General features: G+C 72.9%; 20 protein-coding genes. 10 read left to right on the top strand and 10 right to left on the bottom strand.

Annotated elements, in window-relative coordinates; genetic code table 11:
* Positions 1-104 precede the first annotated feature (104 nt).
* The 3 genes from hrpA to ppgK form a co-directional block, all read right to left on the bottom strand.
* Entirely contained in the window at positions 105-4028 is a 3924-nt protein-coding gene (gene hrpA / locus ACGFIB_RS10745; protein ID WP_393370520.1) for an ATP-dependent RNA helicase HrpA, read from the bottom strand.
* 72 nt (positions 4029-4100) lie between these two features.
* The gene (locus tag ACGFIB_RS10740) at positions 4101-4604 is read right to left on the bottom strand and encodes a winged helix-turn-helix domain-containing protein (RefSeq protein WP_142571836.1); all 504 of its coding nucleotides are present in this window, start codon (positions 4602-4604) and stop codon (positions 4101-4103) included.
* Positions 4605-4783: 179 nt separating this feature from the next.
* The gene (ppgK, locus tag ACGFIB_RS10735) at positions 4784-5521 is read right to left on the bottom strand and encodes a polyphosphate--glucose phosphotransferase (RefSeq protein WP_393370517.1); all 738 of its coding nucleotides are present in this window, start codon (positions 5519-5521) and stop codon (positions 4784-4786) included.
* A 151-nt stretch (positions 5522-5672) separates the two neighbouring features.
* On the opposite strand from ppgK, the gene ACGFIB_RS10730 reads away from it, so the two are divergent.
* Positions 5673-5963, top strand: a complete 291-nt coding sequence (locus ACGFIB_RS10730; protein WP_142571838.1) for a hypothetical protein — start codon at positions 5673-5675, stop codon at positions 5961-5963.
* A gap of 183 nt (positions 5964-6146) precedes the next feature.
* Positions 6147-6689: a nucleoside/nucleotide kinase family protein gene (locus ACGFIB_RS10725; protein ID WP_393370514.1), complete on the top strand. Its 543-nt coding sequence runs from the start codon at positions 6147-6149 to the stop codon at positions 6687-6689.
* Between the two features lie 122 nt (positions 6690-6811).
* Here the strand turns inward: ACGFIB_RS10725 and ACGFIB_RS10720 are convergent, their stop codons facing one another.
* A complete protein-coding gene (locus ACGFIB_RS10720; RefSeq protein ID WP_142571840.1) occupies positions 6812-7210 on the bottom strand; it encodes a cupin domain-containing protein in 399 nt (132 codons plus the stop codon).
* A gap of 302 nt (positions 7211-7512) precedes the next feature.
* On the opposite strand from ACGFIB_RS10720, the gene ACGFIB_RS10715 reads away from it, so the two are divergent.
* The gene (locus ACGFIB_RS10715) at positions 7513-7950 is read left to right on the top strand and encodes an Hsp20/alpha crystallin family protein (protein WP_357021362.1); all 438 of its coding nucleotides are present in this window, start codon (positions 7513-7515) and stop codon (positions 7948-7950) included.
* Positions 7951-8153: 203 nt separating this feature from the next.
* On the opposite strand, the gene ACGFIB_RS10710 is transcribed toward ACGFIB_RS10715, so the two are convergent.
* Positions 8154-9044, bottom strand: a complete 891-nt coding sequence (locus ACGFIB_RS10710) for a universal stress protein (protein WP_393370510.1) — start codon at positions 9042-9044, stop codon at positions 8154-8156.
* 194 nt (positions 9045-9238) lie between these two features.
* Here ACGFIB_RS10710 and ACGFIB_RS10705 point away from each other — a divergent pair, with 194 nt between their 5' ends.
* Entirely contained in the window at positions 9239-9508 is a 270-nt protein-coding gene (locus ACGFIB_RS10705; protein WP_142571843.1) for a DUF1876 domain-containing protein, read from the top strand.
* Between the two features lie 376 nt (positions 9509-9884).
* Here ACGFIB_RS10705 and ACGFIB_RS10700 read toward each other — a convergent pair whose 3' ends face one another.
* The 3 genes from ACGFIB_RS10700 to ACGFIB_RS10690 all read right to left on the bottom strand — a co-directional run bounded on the left by ACGFIB_RS10700 (position 9885) and on the right by ACGFIB_RS10690 (position 13266).
* Entirely contained in the window at positions 9885-12116 is a 2232-nt protein-coding gene (locus tag ACGFIB_RS10700; RefSeq protein ID WP_393370507.1) for a S8 family serine peptidase, read from the bottom strand.
* Between the two features lie 156 nt (positions 12117-12272).
* A complete protein-coding gene (locus ACGFIB_RS10695) occupies positions 12273-12536 on the bottom strand; it encodes a hypothetical protein (protein WP_142571845.1) in 264 nt (87 codons plus the stop codon).
* A 43-nt stretch (positions 12537-12579) separates the two neighbouring features.
* Positions 12580-13266 carry a hypothetical protein gene (locus ACGFIB_RS10690; protein ID WP_393370504.1) on the bottom strand — a complete coding sequence of 229 codons (687 nt, stop codon included), beginning with the start codon at positions 13264-13266 and terminating at the stop codon, positions 12580-12582.
* Between the two features lie 184 nt (positions 13267-13450).
* Between ACGFIB_RS10690 and ACGFIB_RS10685 the strand changes: the two genes are divergently transcribed.
* The 3 genes from ACGFIB_RS10685 to ACGFIB_RS10675 are packed head-to-tail and all read left to right on the top strand — an operon-like array spanning position 13451 to position 15308.
* Positions 13451-14053 carry an ArsR/SmtB family transcription factor gene (locus ACGFIB_RS10685; protein ID WP_189105014.1) on the top strand — a complete coding sequence of 201 codons (603 nt, stop codon included), beginning with the start codon at positions 13451-13453 and terminating at the stop codon, positions 14051-14053.
* A gap of 3 nt (positions 14054-14056) precedes the next feature.
* Complete coding sequence (locus tag ACGFIB_RS10680; protein WP_357242197.1) at positions 14057-14812, top strand: SRPBCC family protein; 756 nt, start codon at positions 14057-14059, stop codon at positions 14810-14812.
* Positions 14813-14858: 46 nt separating this feature from the next.
* A complete protein-coding gene (locus ACGFIB_RS10675; protein WP_393370500.1) occupies positions 14859-15308 on the top strand; it encodes an SRPBCC family protein in 450 nt (149 codons plus the stop codon).
* A gap of 86 nt (positions 15309-15394) precedes the next feature.
* Here the strand turns inward: ACGFIB_RS10675 and ACGFIB_RS10670 are convergent, their stop codons facing one another.
* Positions 15395-16771: an FAD-binding oxidoreductase gene (locus ACGFIB_RS10670; RefSeq protein WP_393370497.1), complete on the bottom strand. Its 1377-nt coding sequence runs from the start codon at positions 16769-16771 to the stop codon at positions 15395-15397.
* A 287-nt stretch (positions 16772-17058) separates the two neighbouring features.
* Here ACGFIB_RS10670 and ACGFIB_RS10665 point away from each other — a divergent pair, with 287 nt between their 5' ends.
* The 3 genes from ACGFIB_RS10665 to ACGFIB_RS10655 all read left to right on the top strand — a co-directional run bounded on the left by ACGFIB_RS10665 (position 17059) and on the right by ACGFIB_RS10655 (position 22627).
* The gene (locus ACGFIB_RS10665; protein WP_393370494.1) at positions 17059-17535 is read left to right on the top strand and encodes a hypothetical protein; all 477 of its coding nucleotides are present in this window, start codon (positions 17059-17061) and stop codon (positions 17533-17535) included.
* On the top strand, positions 17535-21377 hold the full coding sequence (locus ACGFIB_RS10660; protein WP_393370491.1) for a BTAD domain-containing putative transcriptional regulator: 3843 nt from the start codon (positions 17535-17537) through the stop codon (positions 21375-21377). Before ACGFIB_RS10665 ends, ACGFIB_RS10660 begins: the two co-directional genes overlap by 1 nt.
* Positions 21378-21487: 110 nt before the next feature.
* Complete coding sequence (locus ACGFIB_RS10655; RefSeq protein WP_393370488.1) at positions 21488-22627, top strand: cation diffusion facilitator family transporter; 1140 nt, start codon at positions 21488-21490, stop codon at positions 22625-22627.
* Between the two features lie 48 nt (positions 22628-22675).
* On the opposite strand, the gene ACGFIB_RS10650 is transcribed toward ACGFIB_RS10655, so the two are convergent.
* A complete protein-coding gene (locus tag ACGFIB_RS10650) occupies positions 22676-23446 on the bottom strand; it encodes a sporulation protein (RefSeq protein ID WP_393370486.1) in 771 nt (256 codons plus the stop codon).
* Positions 23447-23473: the final 27 nt, after the last annotated feature.

Raw genomic sequence — 23473 nt, 5'->3', positions numbered from 1 at the left:
ACGACTCGCATCCCGCCTGGGAGGCGCGGTGGGACGCGCATAGGTGCATGATCACGGAGCAATGAATAGCAGCTCAGAGGGCATGACTGCGACAAACTACAAGATCACGAGGGGTGGGGGGTGGGGAGGTTGTGGAGGGCTTTGCGGATGCGCTTTTCGGAGACCGGGGTGGGCGTGCCGAGCTGCTGGGCGAAGAAGCTCACCCGCAACTCCTCGATCATCCACCGGATGTCCCGTACGGCAGGGGCGTCCCGCTCTTCGGGCTTGAGCCGGTCGAGCAGGTCACGGTACTCGTCCTCGACGTCGTGCACACGGTGCATCCACTCGCGGTCGCGGAGGGGGTCGTCCGGGAGCTTGTCGAGCCGGCGCTCGACCGCCCGCAGGTAACGGTGCATGTCCGGCAGCCGGTCGTAGCCCGTCTCGGTCACGAACCCGTCGTGCACCAGCCCGTCGAGCTGGTCGGCGATGTCGGCCCTGAGATCGGCCACGCCGCCGCCCAGCGCGCCGAGCCGGCTCTGCGCGGCGTGCCAGGCCGCCAGGACGCGCTCCACCCGCGAGACGACCTCCTCGGTCGTCTCGAACAGCGAGGCGCGCACATGGTCGCGTAGCCGCTCGAACCCGGCCTCGTCCCAGACGGGCCCGCCCGCGGCCGCCATCAGTGTGTCGGCGGCGCACGCCGTGCAGTCGTCGAACAGGGCGGCGGCCCCGCCGTGCGGGCTGCGGCTGAGCGCTAGCTTCTGCGCGGTCGTCAGGGTCCGCAGGATGGCCTTGGCGGGGTTGACCACGTTGAGCAGCAGCAGCCTCCTGGTGCCCGCCCACATGGCCCTGTCGCGCTCGCGCTCGGTCTCGAACATCCGGACCGCGACGCTCGCGCCCTCGTCCACCAGGGCCGGGTAGGCCCGCATCCTGCCCTGCTCGAACACCTTCGGCAGCGTGCCGATCGTCCAGCTGTGCAGGTCGTCGCGTTCGAGGTCGTCGGCGGCCTTCGACAGCGTGGCGCGCAGCTTCGGCGCGAGCCGCCGCTTGAGCGCCTCCAGGTCCTTGTCCTCGTCCACCGTGCGCTTGCGGTCGTCGATCACCCGGTAGGTGATCCGCAGGTGGGCGGGGAGCTGGTCGAGGGCCCACGCGTCCCGCGGCACCTCCACCCCGGTCAGCGCCCGCAGCTCGCGCTCCAGCGCCTCCAGGATCGGCTCGCCGCCGGGCCGTACGCGTTCCAGCACGGCCTTGGCGTAGTTGGGGGCGGGCACGAAGTTGCGGCGCAGGTTCTTCGGCAGCGACCGGATGAGCGCGGTGACGAGGTCCTCGCGCAGGCCGGGGATCTGCCAGTCGAAGCCGGTCGGGTCGACCTGGTTGAGCACGCCGAGCGGGATGTGGACGGTCACGCCGTCGGCCTCGCCGGTCTCCACCGCGCCGGGCTCGAAGCGGTAGGTCAGCCGCATCCGCTGGCCGTTCTGCCGCCAGGCGTCGGGGTAGTCCCCGGCGCTGACCCCGGCGCTGTCGTTGACCAGCATCTCCGGCGAGAACGTCAGCAGGTCGGGCGTCTCCCGCGACGCCTTCTTCCACCAGCTGTCGAAGTGTCTGCCCGAGACCACGTCGGCCGGGATCCGCTGCTCGTAGAAGTCGACCAGCGTCTCGTCGTCCACGAGGATGTCACGGCGGCGGGCCTTCTCCTCCAACTGCTCGACCTCGCCGAGCAGCTTGCGGTTCTCGTGGAAGAACCTGTGGTGGGTGCGCCAGTCGCCGTCGACCAGCGCGTGCCTGATGAACAGCTCCCGGCTCAGCTCGGGGTCGATGCGGCCGTAGTTGACCTTCCGCTCGGTCACGATCGGCACGCCGTACAGCGTGACCTTCTCCAGCGCGACGACGGCGGCCTGGTCCTTCTCCCAGTGCGGCTCGCTGTAGGTGCGCTTGACCACGTGCTGCGCGAGGGGCTCGATCCAGCCGGGCTCGATCTTGGCGTTGACCCGGGCCCAGAGCCGGGAGGTCTCCACCAGCTCGGCCGACATCACCCACTGCGGCTGCGCCTTGGCCAGGGCCGAGCCGGGGAAGATCGCGAAGCGGGCGTTGCGGGCGCCGATGTACTCCGTGATCGGCCTGCGGCCGTCCTGCCTGCGCTTCTCGACGACGTCCTTGACCCCGATGTGCGACAGCAGTCCGGCCAGCAGCGACTGGTGGATCCGCTGGGGGTCGGCGGGCACGCTGTTGGGCACGATGCCCAGCGTCTTGGCCACCTGGCGGAGCTGGCTGTCGATGTCCTGCCACTCGCGCACCCGCAGGTAGTTGAGGTGTTCGGCCTTGCACAGCCGCCGGAACGCGCTCGACGACAGCTCCTTCTGCCTGTCGCGGAGGTGGTTCCAGAGGTTGAGGTAGGTCAGGAAGTCCGATTCCTTGTCGGCGAAGCGGCGGTGCTTCTCGTCGGCCGCCTGCTGCTTGTCGGCCGGCCGCTCGCGCGGGTCCTGGATCGACAGCGCGGCCGCGATGATCATCACCTCGCGGGCGCAGCCGTTCTTGTCCGCCTCCAGCACCATCCGGGCCAGGCGGGGGTCGACCGGAAGCTGGGCCAGCTTGCGCCCGAACGGCGTGAGCTGCGTTCCCTTCCCCGCCTCCCGGCCCGCGGCCTTGTCCGCGAGGGCGCCGAGCTCAAGCAGCAGGTTGACCCCGTCCCTGACCTGACGGCTGTCCGGCGGCTCCACGAACGGGAACGCCGCGATGTCCCCCAGGCCCAGCGAGGTCATCTGCAGGATGACGCTCGCCAGGTTCGTACGGAGGATCTCGGGGTCGGTGAACTCCGGCCGGGAGAGGAAGTCCTCCTCGGAGTAGAGCCGGATGCACACGCCGTCCGACGTACGGCCGCAGCGGCCCTTGCGCTGGTTGGCCGACGCCTGGGAGATCGGCTCGATCGGCAGCCGCTGGACCTTCAGCCGGTGGCTGTAGCGGGAGATCCGCGCCGTGCCCGGATCGACCACGTACTTGATGCCGGGAACGGTCAGCGAGGTCTCGGCGACGTTGGTGGCCAGCACGATCCGCCGGCCCCGGTGGGACTGGAAGACCCGGTGCTGCTCGGCGGCGGACAGCCGCGCGTACAGCGGGAGGACCTCCTCGGGGCGGCCCTTGAGCGCGTCGGCGGTGTCGCGGATCTCCCGCTCGCCGCTGAGGAAGACCAGGATGTCGCCCGGCCCCTGCGCGCACAGCTCGTCCACGGCGTCGACGATGGCCTGGGTCTGGTCGTCGTCCTCGTCGACCGGGCGGTAGCGCACCTCCACGGGATAGGTGCGTCCGGACACCTCGACCACGGGCGCCGGCTCTCCGCCCGGTCGGGCGAAGTGCCGGGCGAACCGCTCGGGGTCGATGGTCGCGGAGGTGATGACCACCTTGAGATCGGGCCGTTTGGGGAGGAGCTGCTTGAGATAGCCGAGGATGAAGTCGATGTTGAGGCTGCGCTCGTGCGCCTCGTCGATGATCAGCGTGTCGTACTGCAGCAGCAGCGGGTCGGTCTGCATCTCGGCGAGCAGGATGCCGTCGGTCATCAGTTTGACCAGCGTCCCGTCGCTGGAGTGGTCGGTGAAGCGGACCTTGTAGCCGACCGCCTCCCCCAGCTCGATCGACAGCTCCTCGGCGATGCGCTCGGCGACCGTGCGGGCGGCGATGCGGCGCGGCTGGGTGTGGCCGACGAGCCCGTGGACCCCCCGGCCGAGCTCCAGGCAGATCTTGGGGATCTGGGTGGTCTTCCCCGAGCCGGTCTCACCGGCCACGATCACGACCTGATGGTCCCTGATCGCTGTGAGCAGGTCGTCCTTGTGCCGGCTGACCGGCAGCTCGGGAGGGTAGCTGAGGACGGGGAGGGCCGCGCGGCGCGCGGCCACGCGGCGTTCCGCGGCCTCCACGTCCCCCGCGATCTCCTGGACGACGGACTGGCGGGCGGCGCGGTCGCGGACCCGGCGCATGCCGTCGAGACGGCGGCGCAGCCTGCGCTGGTCGCGCAGCATCAGGTCGGGGAGGCGGGCCTGGAGATCGGCGAGCGTGTTCATTCCATGCTCAAGGATAGGCAACACCCCCCACCGATCTGCCAGCCGTTTTCCGGCGGCCCTTTCCGGGCGGTGTCAGCGGCGTCGCGACGGCTGATACTTGTACCCCACGTTGCGCACGGTCACGATCCGGCCCGCGTGCCGGCCCAGCTTGCGGCGCAGCCGCAGGACGTGCACGTCGACCGTGCGGCCGCCCTCGTCGTCGTACCGGTCCCAGACGGCGGCCATGAGCTGGCGGCGGTTGTAGACCCGGCCGGGGGCCGAGCTGAGGTAGTCGAGCAGCTCGAACTCGCGGAAGGTCAGCTCGATCTCCTCGCCGTCGGCCCGGGCCACCCGCGCGGCCCGGTCCAAAACCAGCTCGTCCTCGCCGGGGGCCGCCCGCCTCTGCACCGCGGCGGGCGGCGGCTCCGGCGCGTCCGCCGCGACCCCGGCGGGCACCAGATAGCCCACGATCATCAGCACGGCGCCGGTCTCCGGCACCGGCATCACGCCGAGCACGGACCCCTGCCCGAGGTCGGGGGGCTCATGGCCCTGCTCGCGCCTGCGCTCCACAAAGTCGATCACGTTCTGACGGGACATGCCCTCTCCTTGCCTCGTGGCGTACCGGACGGCGGTGACCGCGGTCGTCAACAGGCGGCGGCACAGACGCGCAGCAGGTCGATGTGCCGGCGCTGGGTCAACCTCCCCGAGGAACTCATGAGGTCATCATGGCAGCGCAATTCCCCGCTGTCCAGGTAGGAATAAGGGACTTCTATCGCTCAGGAGACGTGCGCGGCCCCCGCGGCCGCCATCGCCGCGCCGATGATCCCGGCCTCGTTCCTGAGCACCGCAGGCACCACCGGTGTGTCCCGGAGGTCGACGTACGGCAGGAACCTGTCGGCCTTCTTGCTCACGCCACCGCCGACGACGATCAGGGTGGGCGACAGCAGGTCGCGCATGTGCCCGAGATACTCCTCGACGCGCCGGGCCCACTTGTCCCAGCTCAGGTCCTCCACCTCGCGCACCCGGTCGGAGGCGCGGTGCTCGGCCTCCTTGCCGCGGATCTCGATGTGGCCGAACTCGGTGTTGGGCACCAGCCTGCCGTCCACGAAGAGCGCACTGCCGATGCCGGTGCCGAAGGTCAGCATGAGCACGACCCCGCGCCGGCCCCGGCCCGCGCCGAACGTCATCTCGGCGACGCCGGCCGCGTCCGCGTCGTTGAGCACGACCGCCTGCTCGCCGAACAGGTCGGCGCCCTTCACCCCGATCCACGACTTGTCCACGTTGGCCGCCGTCCTGATGACCCCGTCGAGAACCACTCCGGGGAAGGTGACGCCCATCGGACCGGTCCAGGAGAAGTGCTCCGCGATCTCGCGTACGGCCTGGGCGACGGCCCCCGGCACGGCGGGCCGGGGCGTCGGGATGCGCAGGCGTTCCCGGGTGAGCACGCCGGAGGCCGTGTCCACCGTGGCGCCCTTGATCCCGGAACCGCCGATGTCGATGCCCAGAACTTCCATGCTTTCCTCCTGGTCCGACTGGACGGCTACCCCACCGCCCCCGCCGCATGCGCGGTCGCGAGTATCGCACGGTGTCGAGGCACGGCCGGGTTACAGAAGGACAGGCCGGGTACGCCCGAAATCGGGGCAAATCACCACAAGGGGGACACGTATGATCAGCACACTCCACAAGATGGGACTGCGCTCCAACGTGATGTACAGCGCCGCAGTGGCGTCGATCGGCATGTCGATCGTCTCGTGGATCATCTCGAACAAGTACGAGGCGGCCGGCATCGAACGCGCCGACCGCTGGGCGCTGTTCGTCGGCGAGTGGGCGCCGACGTTCTTCGCGACGGGGATCGCCCTGCGCATGGAGGAGATGGCCGAGGAGAAGGGGCGAGAGACCCCCGAGTGGCAGGAGCAGAGCAGCGACATCCGCCGCCCCACCCGTGCCGGCGTGTAGCGGGCCGGGCAGGGGCTGCAACGATCGGCCCGGGGAACCGCCGGTTCCCCGGGCCGCTCCGTGACCTCCTGGCCCGCCGCTCGGTCAGACCCGACCGCCGCTCCGTCAGACCCGGCCACCGCTCCGTCAGGCCCGGCCACCGCTCGGTCAGACCCGGCCACCGCTCCGTTAGGCTCGGCGGGCGTGACCCCGGATCCCGCCGCCGTCGCGCGCTGGCTGCGCACCCGGCCCGCCCGTGCGGCCGGCATCCGCGTCCTGGCCGTCGAGGGACGCTCGGGTGCGGGCAAGTCGACGCTGGCCGCCGCCGTGGCCGCGGAGATCGCCGCGCCGGTCGTCCGCATGGACGACCTGTACGACGGCTGGGACGGCCTGCAGGCCGGGGTGGACGCCCTGCTGGCGTGGGTGCTGCGTCCCCTGGGCCGCGGGGACCGGGCACGCTGGCGGCGCTACGACTGGACGCGTGGCCGGTACGCCGAATGGCACGAGATCGCCGGGGCGGACGCCGTCGTGGTCGAGGGCGTGGGCTGTGGCGCCCGCGAGGCGGAGCCGTACCTCAGCGGGCTGGTGTGGCTGGAGGCCGGCGAGGAGGTCCGCCGTGCGCGGGCGCTCGCGCGCGACGGCGAGCTGTACGCGCCTCACTGGCGGCGCTGGGCCGAGCAGGAGGAGCGGTACTACGCCCGCCATGACGTGCGCTCCCGGGCCGGCCTCGTCATCGTCACCGGCTGACCTCGCCGGGACATGTCGGTCGGAACGCGTCAGTCGATACGGGTCAGGCGGGACGCGTCAGCAGGTCGGCGGGCCGGCGGACCGGCGTACGCGCGGCGGGACGGAGCGCTCCGAGCCGCCGCTCAGCCCAGGCCGGCGCGGTATTCCTCGTCGGTCACCGGCGCGTGCCAGTGCGTCTTGCCGCTCGCCGTGACGGCGATGTGCACCAGCGTGTCGTCGGCGACGGCGCCGTGCCAGTGCTTCTCGCCGGGCTGCACGTGGACCCAGTCGCCCGGCCCGATCAGCGTGCCCCGGGTCTCGCCCCAGCGGGTCACCACCCCGCGCCCCGACAGCACGTGCAGCGCCTGCTCCCCGTCGTGGGTGTGCCAGCCCGAGCGGGCCTGCGGGTCGTAGGAGAAACGGTGGGCGCGCAGGCCGTCCGGCTCCACCTCCGCCAGTGCCTCCGCCTCCCACACGCCGTCGCTGAACCTGTCCGGTCCCGGCTTGGTGGCCTTGATCTCGCCTTCGCGTACGAACCTCATCACGCGCTCCTTTCACCGCGGGCCGGTCGCGTCATGCCGCACCGCCCGCACCCGTCCACGTTCCCCGCCGGGGAAGCACGCCATCGCACGCCCGGCCTCGCCTGGCCACTCCTCGAACCCGTCGCCCGCGCCGCGCCGCTGACGAACGCGTGCGCCGATCGCCGGTCCCTCCATCGTCGCGGTGAGCAGACATGATCACCATTCTGCATCACAGGCCGGACAACAGCCCAATCGTGGCGATTTGTCCGATTCCTGTCGGGTATTTCTTCCCTGATAAGTCTTGCTGGACGGAGGTGACAGGCATGAGCCTTCCGATGCGACGGGAGTCCAGAGGCCTCGTTCCCGACCTTTTCGACCTGCTGGAGGCGCCGATGGCCGCGCTCCGGCCGATGGCCGGGCAGCAGATGCGGCTTGAGGACTACGTGAAGGACGGCCGGTACGTGCTGCGCGCCGAACTGCCCGGAATCGACCCGGACAAGGACGTGGACATCAGCGTGTCGAACGGCGTGCTGACCATCCACGCCGAGCGGCGCCACGAGGAGCGGCAGGCGCACCGCACCGAGTTCCGGTACGGAGCATTCACCCGGTCGGTCGTACTGCCGCCGAACGCGGACGAGAACGACGTGAAGGCGACCTATGCCAAGGGACTCCTCGAAGTGAGCGTGCGCCTCGCCGAGGAGCAGGAGGAGCGCAGGCGAATCCCGATCGAGAAGACGGAAGGCGGGCAGCAGCAGAGCTGAAGCACGCCTGCGCCGGGCCCGTCCACGCCGCGCGGACGGGCCCGAGCTCGTTGGCACAGAGCTGCCGGCCGCACAGCAACAGGCCCGCCCGCACAGGACAGGGGCAGGCCGCACAAGGCAGGCCGCACAGGGCAGGCCGCACAAGGCAGGCCGCTCAGCGGAATAGGACCGCACAGAACCGGCCGCACAGCAACAGGGCCGCTTCAGGGCGCCGACGGGGACCGCACGACGGCGACCGGGCATTCGGCGTGGTGCAGCACTCCCCGGCTGACCGAACCGAGCATCGCCGAGCCCACCGCGCCCCTGCCGTGGGAGCCGACCACGAGCAGGCCGGACGCGCGTGACGCCTGGACGAGCGCGTCGACCGGATGCCCGTAGGCGATCTCCGAACGCACCGGCACCTCGGGATACCGCCGCCACGGGTCCGACAGCTTCTCCCGCGTCACACGCTGACGCGCCTCGCGCACCTCCTCCACGTCGTAGGTGATCTCGGGCGCGAGCGGATAGGCGGGCAGGTGCCAGGCGTGCACGGCTCGCAGCGGGTCGCCGTGCGCCCTGGCCTGCTCGAATGCGTACGCCAGGGCGGGCTCGCATTCGGACGAGTCGTCCACGCCCACGACGATCTCCCCCCTCTCGCCCGTCCAGCCGGGCCGTACGACGACGACCGGGCAGCGGGCCTGCCCCGCGACGTGGGTGCTGACCGATCCGATGACGAGGCCGGCGAAACCGCCGAATCCCCTGCTGCCGAGCACGATCTCGACGGCCTCCTTGGCCTTGTCACGCAGGACGCGGGAGGGAATGCCCTCGATGATCTCCGTACTGATCTCCACGTCCGGCTGCCGCTCGCGGGCCACCGCCTCCGCGGCGGACAGCGCCCGCTCGGCGTGCGCGGTGAGCGGGTCGCCACCCGAGACGGGAAACTTCGGGATGCCGTACGCCCAGTGGTCCACGACGGAGACGAAGCGCAGCGGGCAGCCGCGGCGGGCGGCGTCGTCCGCGGCCCACCGCACGGCGGCCGTGGCGGCGGGCGAGCCGTCGGTCCCGACGACGATGGGGCCGGTAACGACGGGGCCGGCGACGATGGGGCCGGGCATGGGCGCTCCTTCCTCCTCACTCGCCTTTCCGATCTGGACCCTCCATCTCCATGTCATCACCGGCGGCCGCGGCCCTCCAGAGTCGTAGGTCCTCGCCCGGGGCCGGAGTCGGAGTCGGAGTCAGAGCGGGAGCCGGGGCCGGTGCCGGGCCCGCGCGGTCGAGAGGGATGCTGGAGTCCTGGAGGTGGTCCGACATGGAATCGAAGCGCTGGACCGTCGAGATCTTCGTGAACGAGGACGACAACGACGACGTCACCACCGCGACCGCCGTGCTCTATACGCCCGGGGGACAACGCCACGAGAGCGTCGGCCGAGCCCGCCGCAACCCGTCCGACCGGCCCGTGCCCGAGATCGGCGACGAACTGGCGGCCGGACGGGCCCTCGCCGACCTGGGGGCCAAACTCATCGGGGACGGCGCGGAGGACGTGGCCCAGTTCGCGGGTCCGACCTACGAGTCGTACTGAGACCCCGGCCCGTTCAATGGCCGCGATGGCCGCGATGCCGGCGGCAGCGTGGGCGCGCCGAAGGCCGGAGCGCCGGAGCCGGGCCCGGCCGCGCAGCCGGGCCCGACAACCGAGCCGGGCCTGACGACCAAGCCGGGCCTGACAACCAAGCCGGGCCGGCGGCGCCGCATCGGTGCAGCCCTCGCCTGCGAGGACCTCGGCGACCGCCTGCGACACGGCGAACGTGCCTGGCAACTGGACCGGCACCCCGGGGGCTCGCCCGAGCCCCCGGGGATCCGCGCATCACAGCCTCGGCTCACCGGCGTACTCGTCCCACCGGTGTCGTCATTCCGTAGGCGCGCTCATCCCACGGAGCGCGCTCATTCCACCGGTGTCCTCATTCCATGGGGTCGGCCGGGTCATCGCCGAGGAGCCCCGCGGCCCGCATCTCCTCCGCCAGCCAGGCCATGGCGGCCTGCTCCACTCCGCCCGGGCCGGTCGCGGCCATCGGCGTGCCGTTCGCCGCCCGGGGACCCGCCGGGACGTCACCCGCCGCGCCGCCGGGCGTCCGGCCCCCGGCGGCGGGTGTCCGGCCCCTGCCGGGCCCGTTGGCGTACGGCTGGGCCGCGGCCGTTCCGCCTCGCTTGCCCCGTGTCCCCGCGCCGCCGGGCGCTGCGCGCTGGTCGGCCGGCGGGACGCCGCCCCCGGTCGCCGTGGCGCGCCCGCGCGGGCCGCCGGTGACAAGACCGCCGGGCACCGGCCCGTTGGCCGTCGCGCCCGCGCTGCAGGCCGCCTGCGTGGCCATGCCGGGGTGCGGCGGCATTCCGGACTGCGCCCCGGGGTCCGCCTGGCCGCCCTGGCCCATGTGCCCGGAGTCGCCGCCCTGCCCCCAGTCCGCGCACGCGAGCAGTCCCGCGCCGGTCATCTCGGCGGTGAGCTGCCCGAGCAGCGTGTCGGCCTCGACCGGCTCGGGCGTGATCTGCGCGAGGGCGGGCGCGAGAGCGCGCAGCGCGTTCGGCATCCCCGCGCCGGTGCGGTGGAGGTCGCCGAGGTTCAGCGGGACGCAACTCGATCTGATGATGTGGAAGAGGTGATCGACCCGCCGCGAGTCCCGTCCGCTGAAGGGGCCCTGGAAGTCGCCGTGGTGGGCGAGCACCAGGGCCGCGAGGCCGGCGACGTGCGGCGCGGCCATGGATGTGCCGTCCAGAACGGCGTACCCGTCCGAAGGGACGGCCGACAGGACGGCCACGCCCGGGGCGCACACGTCGATCTCGGGGCCGTGGCAGGTGAAGCGCGGCGAGAAGTAGCCGTCGCCGGTCATCGGCCCGCGGATCTCGGTCTCGTGGGTGGTGCCGGGCGGGAACGCGTCGGCCTTGCCGACGGCCGCGACGGTCAGCACGCCGGGCAGGATTCCGGGGAAGCCGACCGGCCCCCCGTCGTTGCCGGCGGCCACCACGCACGCCACCCCCGCCTCGCGCGCCTGCTCGATCTTCGCGGCGACGAGCGAAGATTGGTGCCTGCTCGCCAGGCTCAGATTGACGACGTCGATCTGCTGCTCGATGCAGTAATCGAGCGCCTGGATGAGGTCGCTGAACCGCCCGTCCGGGAAGATCTTGCAGGCGTGCACCTCGGCCTCGACCGCGAAGCCGACGACGCCGCGGCCGTCGTCGGCGCCCGAGACGACGGCCGCGCAGTGGGAGCCGTGGTAGGCGGCGTCGATCGACCAGCCGTCCGGCGCGCCGTCGACGAGGTCGACGCCGGCGCGGACGCGGTCACGCAGGTCGGGGTGCCGCACGTCGGCCCCGGAGTCGATGATGGCGATCTTGACCCCCGCGCCGCGCAGCGTGGGCGGCAGGCGGTCGAGGTTCATCGCCTGCTGGCCCCACCCGAAGACCTGCTTGCCGGGGAAACCGGCGAAGGTCTCCGACAGGCGCATCGGCTCAAGCAGGTTGTCCCGGGTCGTGGACAGGGCGGGACGGTCGACGTGCACGCTCCAGTAGCCGGAGCGCGGCCGGACCGTCACCCCGGTGATCGACTCCGGGGTCTCCCCCACCATCGTGACCACTGCGCGGCCGTCGGTCCCGGTGGACGCCTGGGCGGGCCAGCCGTGCCCGGTCACCAGGACGCTCGCGCCGGGCAGCGGCGTGCCGTCCGCGTCCCTGATCAGGAAGGCGAACGTGCTCTCCACGCCCGGCGGCACCACCGCCAGTGCCGGCCGCCGCCTGCGTGGCGGCTGCGGCACGTCGCTGTAGGTGAGCAGCCGATCGCGCTCGAAGTAGAGCTGCGGATACTGCCGCCGCAGTGCCTCGACGTGCTCGACGGTCATCTCCGCCACGACCACAGCGGGAAACCCGGGTGCCTGAGCCCCCGGGTTCCCCGCCGCATCCCGCAGGCGGCGCAGCACGCGCACCTCGGGGTCGTCCTCCAGCAGCCTGCGCACCGTGTCGCCGTCGAGAGCCGGCACGGCCGCTCCCGGCGTCGCCGGATGCGGCTGGGGCAGTGCGGCCACCATGTAGCGCCGCGGCCGGGACTCCACCGGCTGCGGCGCCTGGCGGGACGCCTGCCGCCCCCGCGGGGACGCCGGGCGCGGCTCCTCGCTTCCGTCCTTGGGCTTGTCGTTATTGGTCACAACGTCTCCGACTCTCCCCAACTCAGGCTGGTGTGGCCCGCCGCGCCGCGTACGGCGCGGCGGGCAGTTCAGGCTCTGTCATCACATTTCGCCGGTCTCGGGACGGCGGGGGCCCGGACCGGCCGCCGACAGGTCCGGGCCCCCGAGGTGATCACGTCACAGCAGTGGAACCGTGGGCCGTCCGGGGGCGACGGCGCCGAGCGCGAACTGGATCTGCGCCAGGCACGTGTCGTACCGCCCGGCCCGGTACAGCTGTACCGCCTGCACCAGCAGCGGGATGATGCCCGCGACCTGGGGCGCCTGCGGGAGTGACGCCTGCAGCCAGCCGTACAGCCGCTGGAGCGTCACGGCGCAGTGCGCCTGCAGCGGCGCGACCGGCGACGGATGCCCCGTCACGACTCCCACGGCCGGGGGCGTCACCGGACTCATCCCCGGACCCATCGACTCCACGGTGTTCCTCCGATCAGAACGCGGCACCGGCCGGCACCGGGACCTGCTGAGCGGCCTGCTGGTGCAGCTGGCCGTACGGCTGGCCGTAACCCTGGCCGTAGCCCTGGCCGTAGCCCTGGCCGCCGTAGACCTGCGACAGCGGCTGCATGGTCATCGGGACCTGCTGCCCGTACGCCCCCTGGGCGGACAGGGCGCCGAGCTGAAGGGCCTGCTGGCCGGGGTGCTGCGCGTACGCCTGGGCGGCGTACGGCTGGCCGTAAACCTGCGGGATCTGCTGGGCCTGGGCCTGGATGGCCTGCAGGGCCTGCAGAATCTGGGGCGGAAGCACCTGCTGCTGAACCTGCTGCTGGATCTGCTCGCGGACCTGGTGCTGGTAGAGCACACCCTCCAGCATCTGGCGGGCCGCGGGAGCGCCGTAACGCACGCTGTACCGCGCGACCTTGGTCCAGAAGGTCACCGGGCTCACCAGGTGCTCCTGCGGGAGGACCTGCTCCTCCTGCTGGAGCATCGCCAGCGGCGACAGCTGCTGCTGCATCCCGGGAATCTGCTGATGGAGCTGGTGCATCGCCGGGATCTGCTGGCCGAGCTGCTGCATCGCCGGGATCTGCTGACCGAGCTGCTGCAGGGGCGAGATCTGGTGCTGAGCGCCGTACCCCAGCGTGGTCGCCATCGACGTGGGGTTCATAGCCGTGAACGTCATATTCACTCCTTCGGAGCCAGTAGGTCCGGCCCATCGCCGATGTGATTACATCGCGTTACAGATCCGTCGCACAACGTTATAGGCGTAATGAGTAGATAAGGGCGACTTGGCACTCCGGCGCCGACGTCCACCGACATCTCTCTTTGCCTTGACAAAATTGTTTGTCGGGGGCCATCCTTGAGGCATGAAGGACGTGGCGGTGATCGAGGACCCGGCGGCGGCGGAGGCCTCCCTGGATCCCATGCGGGCGCGGTTGCTCGCCGAGCTGACGGAGCCCAACTCGGCGACCATGCTGGCGGCCAAGGTGGGGCTGCCGAGGCAGAAGGTCAACTACCATCTCAAGACCCTGGAGCGGCACGGCCTCGTGGAGCTGGTCGAGGAGCGCCGCAAGGGCAACGTCAACGAGCGGGTCATGCGGGCGACGGCGGCGTCGTTCGTGATCTCCCCTGCCGCGCTGGCGTCGGTCGCACCCGATCCGTCACGCGCACCCGACCGGCTGTCGGCGCGGTGGCTGCTGGCGCTCGCCGCCCAGCTCGTACGCGACGTGGGCACGCTGATCGTCGGAGCGTCCCAGGCACGCAGGAAGCTCGCGACGTTCGCCATCGACGGCCGGGTGCGCTTCGCCACGGCCGCCGACCGGGCCGCGTTCGCCGAGGAGTTGTCGGCCGCCGTGGCCGCGCTCGTGAGTAAATACCACGACGATTCGGCCGAAGGCGGGCGCGATCACCGCCTGGTCGTCGCCGTCCATCCCGCCGTCCCCCGGACGGCCGACACCGAGGAGCGCTGAGGCGTGCCCCACGAGTTCGAACTGCGCAAGGAAGTCGAGCTGGACGCGACCCCCGAGCAGGTATGGGAGGCGATCGCCACCGGCCCGGGGGTGGACTCCTGGTTCATGGGACGCACCGAGATCGAGCCCGCCGAGGGCGGCCGCGGCCGGTTCACCATGTTCGGCAACAGCGAGGGCACCACCGTGACCGGGTACGAGCCCGGCAAGCGGTTCGCGTTCCGCGGCGACGGCAACCCCGACGGCACGTTCATGGCGATGGAGTACCTCATCGAGGGACGCGACCACGGCAGCACCGTCCTGCGCCTGGTCCAGCACGGCTTCCTCGGCGACGGCTGGGAGACCGAGTTCGAGGCGATGGGCGTCGGCTGGGACATGTACCTGCACAAGCTCGTGCAGTACCTCACGTACTTCCGCGGGCGCCCGGCCACGGTCGTGTCCGCCGTACGCCCCCAGGCGGCCGAGAGCGCGCCGGCCTGGGCGGCGATCAAGGACGCGCTGGGCCTGCCGGACACGGTCCGGCTGGGCGACCCCGTACGGCTCGCCGTGGACGGGCTGCCGCCTGAGGAAGGGGTGGTCGACTACACCGGATTCCCGGCCTTCCTCGGCCTGCGGACCGCCGACGGGCTCTACCGGTTCATCCACTCCGGTCCGAAGCGGGGGAACGTGGTGGTCCTCGGGCACCACGTCTTCGCCGAGGACGCCGACCAGGAGCACGTCGAGGCCGCCTGGCGGTCCTGGCTCTCCCGGCTGTTCCCCTGACCCTCCAGAACGCACCTCCGGACTCCTGACCACGAAGGACACGACGATGACGAACACCCCTGACCTCGAATACACGATCACCCGCGTCCTGGACGCCTCCCGCGAGGCCGTCTTCGCGGCGTGGACCGAGCCGGAGCGCTTCAGTGAGTGGTTCGGCCCGCACGGCTTCACCACCCCGGTCTCGCTGATCACCATGGACCTGCGGCCCGGCGGCGCGTGGAGCGCGTGCCTCGTGTCGCCGGAGGGCGCCAAGGCCCCCCTCGGGGGCGTCTACCGGGAGATCTCGGCGCCCGAGCGCCTGGTGTTCACCACCGGCGACCCGGACAACCAGGAGGGCGCCGTGGCCTCGGTCGCGACCGTCACGCTCACCGACCCCGGGGACCGTACGGAGATGAGCTTCACGCAGGAGGGCTACAACACCGACCCGGCGCACGCCGAGGCCGCGAAGGCGGGCTGGCTCCAGTTCTTCGACCGGCTCGCCGAGCATCTCGCCTGAAATCACTCCCGGCCGTACGCCACCCCCGGGGACGTGGCGTACGGCCCATGGCCGCAGCGGCGGCCGCGCCGAGAAGACCGCCGTGCTCAGCCCTGGCGGGGAACCACGTGGCCGAAGCGGAACAGGTTCGCCGGGTCGTAGACCTCGCGCAGCTTCGCCAGCCGCCGCAGTGTCTCCTCCGGCCAGGCCCGGGAGATCTGCTCGGGGGCCAGAGCGCCGCCCTGGAAGTTGATCAGCGCGCCGCCGGTCGACCAGGGCGCGAGGGCCTCGATCACGGCCCGCACGGCCGCGGGGACGGCCGTGTCCATCAGCTCGGGCACCGGCGCGCCGATGGCGAGCAGCGTGAAGGCGGCCTCGCGCCCGCCCACGGCGTTGGGCTCCCGGGGCTGACGGGCGAGCGCGCCGCCGAGCTGACGGAGCTCGACCACGGCCAGCGGAATCTGCGCGGCCGGGCCGGCGACCGCGAGCAGCGCCTCCACGGTCTCCGCCGTCAGCTCGCGCAGCAGCGCGCCCCGCTCCGCGACCGGCATGGGCTGGGTCGGGTCCTGGTGGATGGAGTCGATCGCCGCGTACGGCAGGGGCTCGACGGCGTCGAGCACCGGCTCGGCCACGGCCCGTATAGGGGCCAGCAGCGCCTCGGCCTCCTGCCCGTCCCCCACGTGGGCGACCCGCAGGTGGACGACGAACCTGCCGCTGAGCTGCGGCGGCAGCTCGGGCAGCGGGGGCAGGCGCAGCAGCGCGATCGAGGTGGTGGTGGTCTCCGGCAGCGTGCCGGCCCAGTCGCGGTAGGCGTGCAGGACCCGCCCGGCGTCCTCGGCCGCGTAGAACAGGCCGCCGCCGTACAGGCCGGTGAGCGGCAGCAGGTCCAGGGTGATCGAGGTGACGACGCCGAACCCGGCCTTGCCGCCGCGCAGCGCCCAGAACAGGTCGGGCTCGCGGACCGCGTCGGCGGTGCGCACCACGCCGTCGCCGGTGACGACGGTGAGCTCCCGCACGTGGTCGGCCGCGAACCCGAAGGTCCGGGCGATCGGCCCGATGCCGCCGCCGAGCGTGAAGCCGGCCACGCCCACGCCGGTCGCCGAGCCGCACAGCGGGGCCAGGCCGTACGGCACCGCGGCGGCGATGACCTCGCCCCACGTGCAGCCGGCCGCGATCGTGGCGGTGCGGGCGGAGAGGTCCACCACGACCTCCCGCATCGCGCGGGTGCTGATCAGGACCGCGCCGTCGGCCGCCTGCACGGCGCCGTGGCCGGTCGACTGTACGGCCACGGGCAGCCCGTGCGCGGCGGCGAGCCGTACGGCCGCGGCGACGTCGCCGGCGTCCCGCGCCGCGACGATCACGGCTGGCCGGTGGCGCACGGCGAGGTTGAACCCGGCGGCCTCCTCCTCGAACCCGTCCTGTCCCGGAACCAGGACCCGGCCGGTGACCTGTCCCCGCAGCGCGTCTTGGATGGTGCTGTGCATGTCCGTCCTTCGGATGTCGTTTGCTGTGACGGTGACAGTTGTCGCAGCCGGGGCTTGGTGTTCTCTTGCGCCTGCCGGGCCGGGGTGCGGCGGGACGTTCCCAAGGGATCCTAGAGACGCGCTAGGAATGTCCAAGACGGCCCCCGCACGCTGGGGTGATGTCGTCGCCGTCGAACAAGCGCCGGACGCGGTACGCCGCGTCGCCGGGAACGTCGCCCGGAACGTCACCGGGTACGTCGCCCGGAACTTCACCGGGTACGTCACCGGGAACACTGCTGCTGCGCGAGGTGCCGGCCCACACGGGCGCGCCGGGAGCCGGCATCATCGGCCCGGCGCTGGAACGCGTCCTGCGCAAGGCGCCGGCCGCGCGGTGCCGCCTCTACGTGCTGACCGACCTCGGCCGGCCGGCCGCCGCCGCTCCGCTCGCCGCCGCGCTGCTGGAGACCGGGATGCCCCGGCACATCCCGGAGTGGGCGCTGCTGCACGCGCTCGCCGTGGCCGCACCGCACCGCGGCGGGCTGGACTGTGGCGGCGGGCTGGACCGCCGCCTGCTCGACGACCTGCTGATGGAGTTGCGCGCGGACGGCGTCCGGGCCGTGTGGTTCCTCCCCGGCCCGGGCGACGACGACCTGCGCGCCCTACTGGAGAGCGCCGGTTTCAGGTCCGCGACGAACCACGATCTCTCTCGCGAGAACGAGCGGACAGATGGGTATGATGAGCCCGAAATCTGGCGTTGGGGCCCCTGGCTCTTTCGGGAGTTGTGATGCGCACGAGCATCGACGGAGCGCGATCACCGGCGCCGCGCCCGGGTCTGGACGGCCACCAGGGCCCCGCTCTGGACTTCCGCCTCCTCGGCACGCTGGAGGTCGCCGACGGCACGGGGACGATCCTCGATCTCGGGCCCCGCAAGCAGCGGGCCGTGCTCGCGCTGCTGTTGCTGAACGCGCCCCATGTCGTGCCCCTCGACCAGCTCATCGACCGGCTGTGGCGGGACGAGCCGCCCTCCAGCGCCACGGGAACGCTCCAGGCGTACATCTCCCATCTGCGCAGGACGCTCGAACCCCGGCGCAGCCCGCGCTCCCCCGCCCGGGTCCTGCGTACGCGCGAGCCCGGCTACCTGCTGGACATCAAGCCTGAACAGGTCGACGCCGAGCGGTTCGGCCGGGCGGCCGAGGCCGGGCACGCCGCGCTGGCCGCGGGCCGGGCCGAAGAGGCCGAGCGGATCCTCGGCCCGGCGCTGGCGCTGTGGCGGGGCGAGCCGCTGGCCGACCTGGCCGACGAGCCGTTCGCCCGGTCCACCGTCGCCCGCCTGGGCGAGACCCGCCTGCACGCGCTGACCGTACGCGCCGAGGCGTGGCTCGCGCTCGGACGGGCGGCCGAGGTGGCGGTCGAGGTCGAGCGGCTGCTCGAACAGGATCCCTACCGCGAGGGTCTGTGGGCGCTGCTCATGCGGGCCCTCTACCGGGAGCGCAGGCAGGCCGAGGCGCTGGCCGCCTACCAGCGTTGCCGCGCGCTGCTCGGCGACGAACTGGGCCTCGACCCGAGTCCCGAACTGCGGCGGCTGGAGCAGGCCATCCTCGTCCAGGACGAGTCCCTGGCGGGGGTGTGGGCCCCCGCGGTCGCCGTGCCGCCGGAGCCCGCCCGATACGCGCGGGCTGGCACGGGCGCGGGCGTGCGGGGCGCCGCAGCGGGCGACCATACCGGGGACGGGAACGCCGGAGGCGAGAACACCGGGCACAAGAACACCGGGCACGAGAACACCCGGCACGAGAACACCCGGCACGAGAACACCCGGCACGCCGCCGTGCCGGGACTGGTGGGGCGGGAGCCGCATCTGCGCCGGATCGCCGAGCGGCTCGACGACCTGCGCCGGGGCGCGGGTGGCGTGTTCCTGGTGAGCGGGGAGTCCGGCATCGGCAAGACCCGCCTGGCGGAGGCCGCCGCGAGCATGGCGGCCGAGCGCGGGGCCGCGGTCGCCTGGAGCAGGTGCGTCGAGGGCAGCGGAGCCCCAGCGTTCTGGCCCTGGATCCAGGCGCTCAACGCCCTCGGCGCGGCCCACCCCCCGGGAGCGCAGACTCTGGGAACACCGGCTCCGGAAACACAGACTCCGGAAACACAGACTCCGGGAACGGCCCGGACTTCCGCGACGGACAGGGCTCCGGCGACCGGCCGGGTTGCGGGAACCGGCGAGGCCCACAAGACCGGGAAGGCCGGGCAGACGGCGGAGTCCGGGGAGACGGGCGGCGACCTCGCCAGGCTCGCCCACCGTCTCTCGGACGGCGACCGAGACGGCGACCGAGATGGCGACCGAGATGGCGACCGAGATGGCGACCGAGATGGCGACCGAACGGACACGGCCGACCCCGACACCGCCCGATTCCTGCTGCACGACGGCGTGGCCCGGGCGCTCACGCGGCGGGCCTCCGCCGCCCCGGTGCTGGTCGTGGTGGAGGACCTCCACTGGGCCGACGCCGCCTCGCTGAAGTTGCTCACCTTCCTCGGCGCCGATTTGCACCGCGTCCCGCTCCTGGTCCTGGTCACCGTACGGCCCGAACCGGCGGTGGACCGGCAGGCGCTGACCGAGGCGCTCGGCGAGCTGACGCGCCAGCGCGGCACCGAACGGATGACCGTCGCCCCGCTCACCCACGAGCAGATCGCCGACTACCTGCGCGAGGCCGGATGGGCCGGCCCCGGGCCGGCGCTCGCCTCCGCGCTGCACGACAGGACCGGCGGCAACCCGTTCTTCCTGGGTGAACTGCTGCGCCTGCTGACCAGCACCCATCCCGACGGCCGGGTGGGCGCGGCGGACGTGCTCGCCCTGACGGTGCCCGACGGCGTGCGCGACGTGATCAACCAGCGGGTGTCGCGGCTGCCGGAGGACTCCCAGACCCTGCTGCGGGCGGCCGCCGTGATCGGCAGGGACGTGGACGCCGACGTGCTGGAGACCGCGACCGGGGTCGGCGGCGCCCGGGTGATGATGCTGCTCGAACCGGCCGTCGCGACCGGGCTGCTGGTCGAGGTGGACGGCGGCTGGGACTACCGCTTCTCCCACGCGCTGGTGCAGGAGGCGCTGTACTCCGGGCTCAGCCGCCGGCAGCGGGCCCAGCTCCACGGCCGGGTGGGCGAGGCCATCGAGACCCTACGGTGGGGTGAGGCCGCGTCGCGGCTGCCCGCGCTGGCCCACCACTTCGGGCTGGCCGCCCGGGTCGGCCACGCGGACAAGGCCGTCTCGTACGCCGTGGAGGCGGCCGGGCAGGCGACGGCCCGGCTCGCCTACGACGAGGCCGTCCTCTACTGGGAGCAGGCCCTCGACGCCTGCGCCGCCGGGCCCGGGGCCACCCGCTGCGCCCTGCTGATCGGCCTGGGCAAGGCCCGGCGGGTGACCGGCGACGTGGAGGGGGCGCGCGGCGCGCTGGACGAGGCCGTGACGCTCGCGACCGGCATCGGCGACGACGCCGCCGTCATCGAGGCGGCCACCGTCTTCGGCGGCGTCACCCTGTGGAACTGGCGCTCGTACGGCGTGGTCGACCAGCGCATGGTGACCGTGCTGGAGGACCAGCTCTCCCGGCTTGGCCCGGACGCCGTGCGCACCCGCGCGGAGCTGCTCGGCACGCTCGGCGTCGAGCTGTACTACGGCGACCGGCGCGAGGAGGGCCGCCGCCACGCGCTGGAGGCCGTGGAACTGGCCCGCCGCACCGGCGACCCCCCACTGCTGGCCCGCACGCTGAACAACTTCGTCATCGCGGCCTGGACACCCGAGCACGAGGAGGAGCGTTACCGCGCGGCCGAGGAGATGCTGGGCCTGCCCGGTCTGCCCAGGGCCACCGAGATCGTCGCCCGCCTGCACCGCATGCCCAAGTTCCTGAAGGCGGGCATGCTCGCCGACTACGACGCGGAGCTGGCCCGCTGCCTGCGGCTCACCGCGGAGGTGCGGATGCCGGAGATCGAGACGCAGGTCGCGTACGCCGCGGCCGGTCGGGCGATGCTGGCCGGCGACTGGGAGGAGATGGACCGGCAGGCGGTCATCGGCACCGGCAGCTACCGCCGCACCAGTCTGTGGGGGACGGACATCCTCAAGCTGATCTATGCGTTCTTCGCCGACTGGTGCCGGGGACGGCCCAGCCCACTGCTGACGGAGCTGGTCGAGGCCGCTGCCGACGATTCCAACATGATCGCGCGGCCCACGGCCGTCCTCGCCGCGCTGGGGACGGGCGACCACGAGCTGGCCCATCGCCTGATCGACCGCTGGGGCGCGGCGCGGCCACGCGACTGGACGTGGCAGTTCGTCGCCTGGCAGTGGGCCCTGGTCGCCGCGGAGCTCGGCCGGCCCGACCCGCACGACCTGCTCGGCGAGCTGCGGCCGATCGCCGGCGAGCTCATGACCATGGGCACGGGCTGCCTGTCGTGGGGAACGCTTCACGACGTGGTCGCCCGGCTCCTGCGCCGGGCCGGCGACGTCCAGGCCGCCCTGGCGCACGCGGAGGCCGGGCGCGATGCCCACCGGCGGCTCGGCCTGCCTCATCTCGTGAGCGGCAGCGAGGCGCTCCTGCGCGAGATCCGTGCCGCCGCGAGGGACGCCGGCCGCATCGGCGACGCGCCGGCCTGATGCCGGGGCGCGTTCCGCTCTGACGCGGAACAGTGCGGGGCGTTCGCAACTGCGCCGGTCCTGCTCTTGTCGAGATGCTGCGACGGATTTTCCGCGGCATCGTGGGTGCCATGAGCCAGCGACAGGCCGCCCCCGGACACGAGCACGGCCACGGGCACGGACGCGGGCATGGGCACGAGCATGGCCACGAGCATGGCCACGGGCATGGCCACGGGCACGGGCGCGGCGTGACGACCCTCCGCGCACGGGTGGCGCATCTGCTGCGCCCGCATTCGCACGAACCCGCCGACAAGGTCGACCCGGCGATGGAGTCGTCCGCACGGGGGATGCGCGCGATGTGGGTGTCGCTGGCCGGTCTCGGCGCGACCACGCTGGTCCAGGCGGCGGTGGTGGCCCTGTCGGGATCGGTGGCGCTGTTGGGCGACACCCTGCACAACGCGGCCGACGCGCTGACCGCCGTGCCGCTCGGGATCGCGTTCCTGCTGGGCCGCCGCCCGCCCACCCGTCGCTACACCTACGGCTACGGACGGGCCGAGGACCTGGCGGGCGTGGTCATCGTCGCGGCGATCGCCGCCTCCTCGATCGCCGCGGCGTACGCGGCGATCGGGCGGCTCCTGGAGCCCCGGGAGGTCTCCCACCTGGGGGCAGTCGCGGCGGCGGCCCTCGTGGGCTTCGCCGGGAACGAGCTGGTCGCCCGCCACCGCATCCGCGTCGGGCGCGAGATCGGCTCGGCGGCCCTCGTCGCCGACGGGCTGCACGCCCGCACCGACGGCTTCACCTCACTGGCCGTGCTGGCCGGAGCCGGAGGGTCGGCCCTGGGCTGGACCTGGGCCGATCCCGCCGTCGGCCTGCTCATCACGGTCGCGATCCTGATGGTGCTGCGGCAGGCGGCGCGGGAGGTGTACCGGCGGCTGATGGACGCCGTCGACCCCGCTCTCGTGGACCGCGCCGAGGCGACCCTGCGGGGCACCCCCGGCGTGCTCGGCCTGGGTCAGGTGCGGCTGCGCTGGATCGGCCACCGGCTCAGGGCCGAGTGCGAGGTCGTCGTCGACCCGGCCGCCACGGTGGTGGAGGCCCATCGCGTCGCGGCCGAGGCCGAGCACAACCTGATCCACGCCGTCCCCCGGCTGACGGCCGCCATCGTGCACGCCGATCCGCTTTCCCACGACGGCGTGGACCACCACGCCGTCCTCGACGGCCACCGGCACACCCACCCTCCGGCCGACATCGTCCGGCATCGCGCCGGCTGACCGGAGCACGAGACGCCCGGCGTCCGGGGGCCCTTCTCCTGACCGGGGTCAGAACCAGCCGCGGTGCCGGGCCATCGCGGCGAGGCCGTCGCGCAGTGCCTGCTCCACCCGGCCGGGGTGATCGCCGTACCCGACGCGGAAGCGGTTGTAGACGTCGTGGCTGGAGGTGAGGAAGCCACCCCTCTTGTCGGCCTCTAGGATCACGTCCATCGAGTGCGGTCCGGCGATGAAGGTCAGCTCCAGCTCGCTGAAGTGGCGGCGCCATTCCGGTCGGGCGTGATACTCGATCTCCTGGTAGAACGGCATGGTCGAGCCCCGGAGGGTGCCGCGCTCCAGGTCGGCCCGCTTGAAGTGGAAGCCCATGTGGACGAGCGCTCCGAGCAGGTGGTCCTGCGCGGGCAGCGGGTTGACGTGCAGCGGGTCGAGGTCGCCCTTGTCGAGCGCGCCCGCGAGCGCCAGCTCGGTGGCCACGCCGAGCCGCATGCCGGGCAGCGGGCGCCCGCCGACCGCGCTGACTGGCGTCTCCCACGGCACCGGGATCGCGAACGGCAGCGCGCGGGCCTCCCCCGCCCGCAGGTCGAACGGCCCGGACACCGGCGCCCGCAGGAAGCTGTAGGTCGCGTGGTGTTCCTGGTCGCCGTGCTCGACCTCCACGACGGCGGTGAAGTCGACGGTGATCCCGTCCACCTTGTGGTCGGACGACCCGCTCCTGAAGCGGACCTCGCCGTGCAGGGTCTCCCCCGGGCACACGTGCGGGTCGCGCAGCACCGTGTCGACCTCGACGCCGGCCCCGAGCGCGGCCATCAGCTTGCGGAACACCGGTCACTCCCTCGGTCGCGGATCGTT

This window comes from Microbispora bryophytorum, from assembly GCF_043197435.1.
GTDB lineage: Bacteria > Actinomycetota > Actinomycetes > Streptosporangiales > Streptosporangiaceae > Microbispora > Microbispora bryophytorum.
Note: the sequence above shows the minus strand (reverse complement) of the source record. Positions and strands in the feature narration are given on the sequence as shown.

Coding starts and splice junctions, on each gene's coding strand:
- hrpA (WP_393370520.1), bottom strand. CDS start 4,028: ATGAACACGCTCGCCGATCTCCAGGCCCGCCTCCCCGACCTGATGCTG.
- ACGFIB_RS10740 (WP_142571836.1), bottom strand. CDS start 4,604: ATGTCCCGTCAGAACGTGATCGACTTTGTGGAGCGCAGGCGCGAGCAG.
- ppgK (WP_393370517.1), bottom strand. CDS start 5,521: ATGGAAGTTCTGGGCATCGACATCGGCGGTTCCGGGATCAAGGGCGCC.
- ACGFIB_RS10730 (WP_142571838.1), top strand. CDS start 5,673: ATGATCAGCACACTCCACAAGATGGGACTGCGCTCCAACGTGATGTAC.
- ACGFIB_RS10720 (WP_142571840.1), bottom strand. CDS start 7,210: ATGAGGTTCGTACGCGAAGGCGAGATCAAGGCCACCAAGCCGGGACCG.
- ACGFIB_RS10715 (WP_357021362.1), top strand. CDS start 7,513: ATGAGCCTTCCGATGCGACGGGAGTCCAGAGGCCTCGTTCCCGACCTT.
- ACGFIB_RS10710 (WP_393370510.1), bottom strand. CDS start 9,044: ATGCCCGGCCCCATCGTCGCCGGCCCCGTCGTTACCGGCCCCATCGTC.
- ACGFIB_RS10705 (WP_142571843.1), top strand. CDS start 9,239: ATGGAATCGAAGCGCTGGACCGTCGAGATCTTCGTGAACGAGGACGAC.
- ACGFIB_RS10690 (WP_393370504.1), bottom strand. CDS start 13,266: ATGACGTTCACGGCTATGAACCCCACGTCGATGGCGACCACGCTGGGG.
- ACGFIB_RS10685 (WP_189105014.1), top strand. CDS start 13,451: ATGAAGGACGTGGCGGTGATCGAGGACCCGGCGGCGGCGGAGGCCTCC.
- ACGFIB_RS10675 (WP_393370500.1), top strand. CDS start 14,859: ATGACGAACACCCCTGACCTCGAATACACGATCACCCGCGTCCTGGAC.
- ACGFIB_RS10670 (WP_393370497.1), bottom strand. CDS start 16,771: ATGCACAGCACCATCCAAGACGCGCTGCGGGGACAGGTCACCGGCCGG.
- ACGFIB_RS10660 (WP_393370491.1), top strand. CDS start 17,535: ATGCGCACGAGCATCGACGGAGCGCGATCACCGGCGCCGCGCCCGGGT.
- ACGFIB_RS10655 (WP_393370488.1), top strand. CDS start 21,488: ATGAGCCAGCGACAGGCCGCCCCCGGACACGAGCACGGCCACGGGCAC.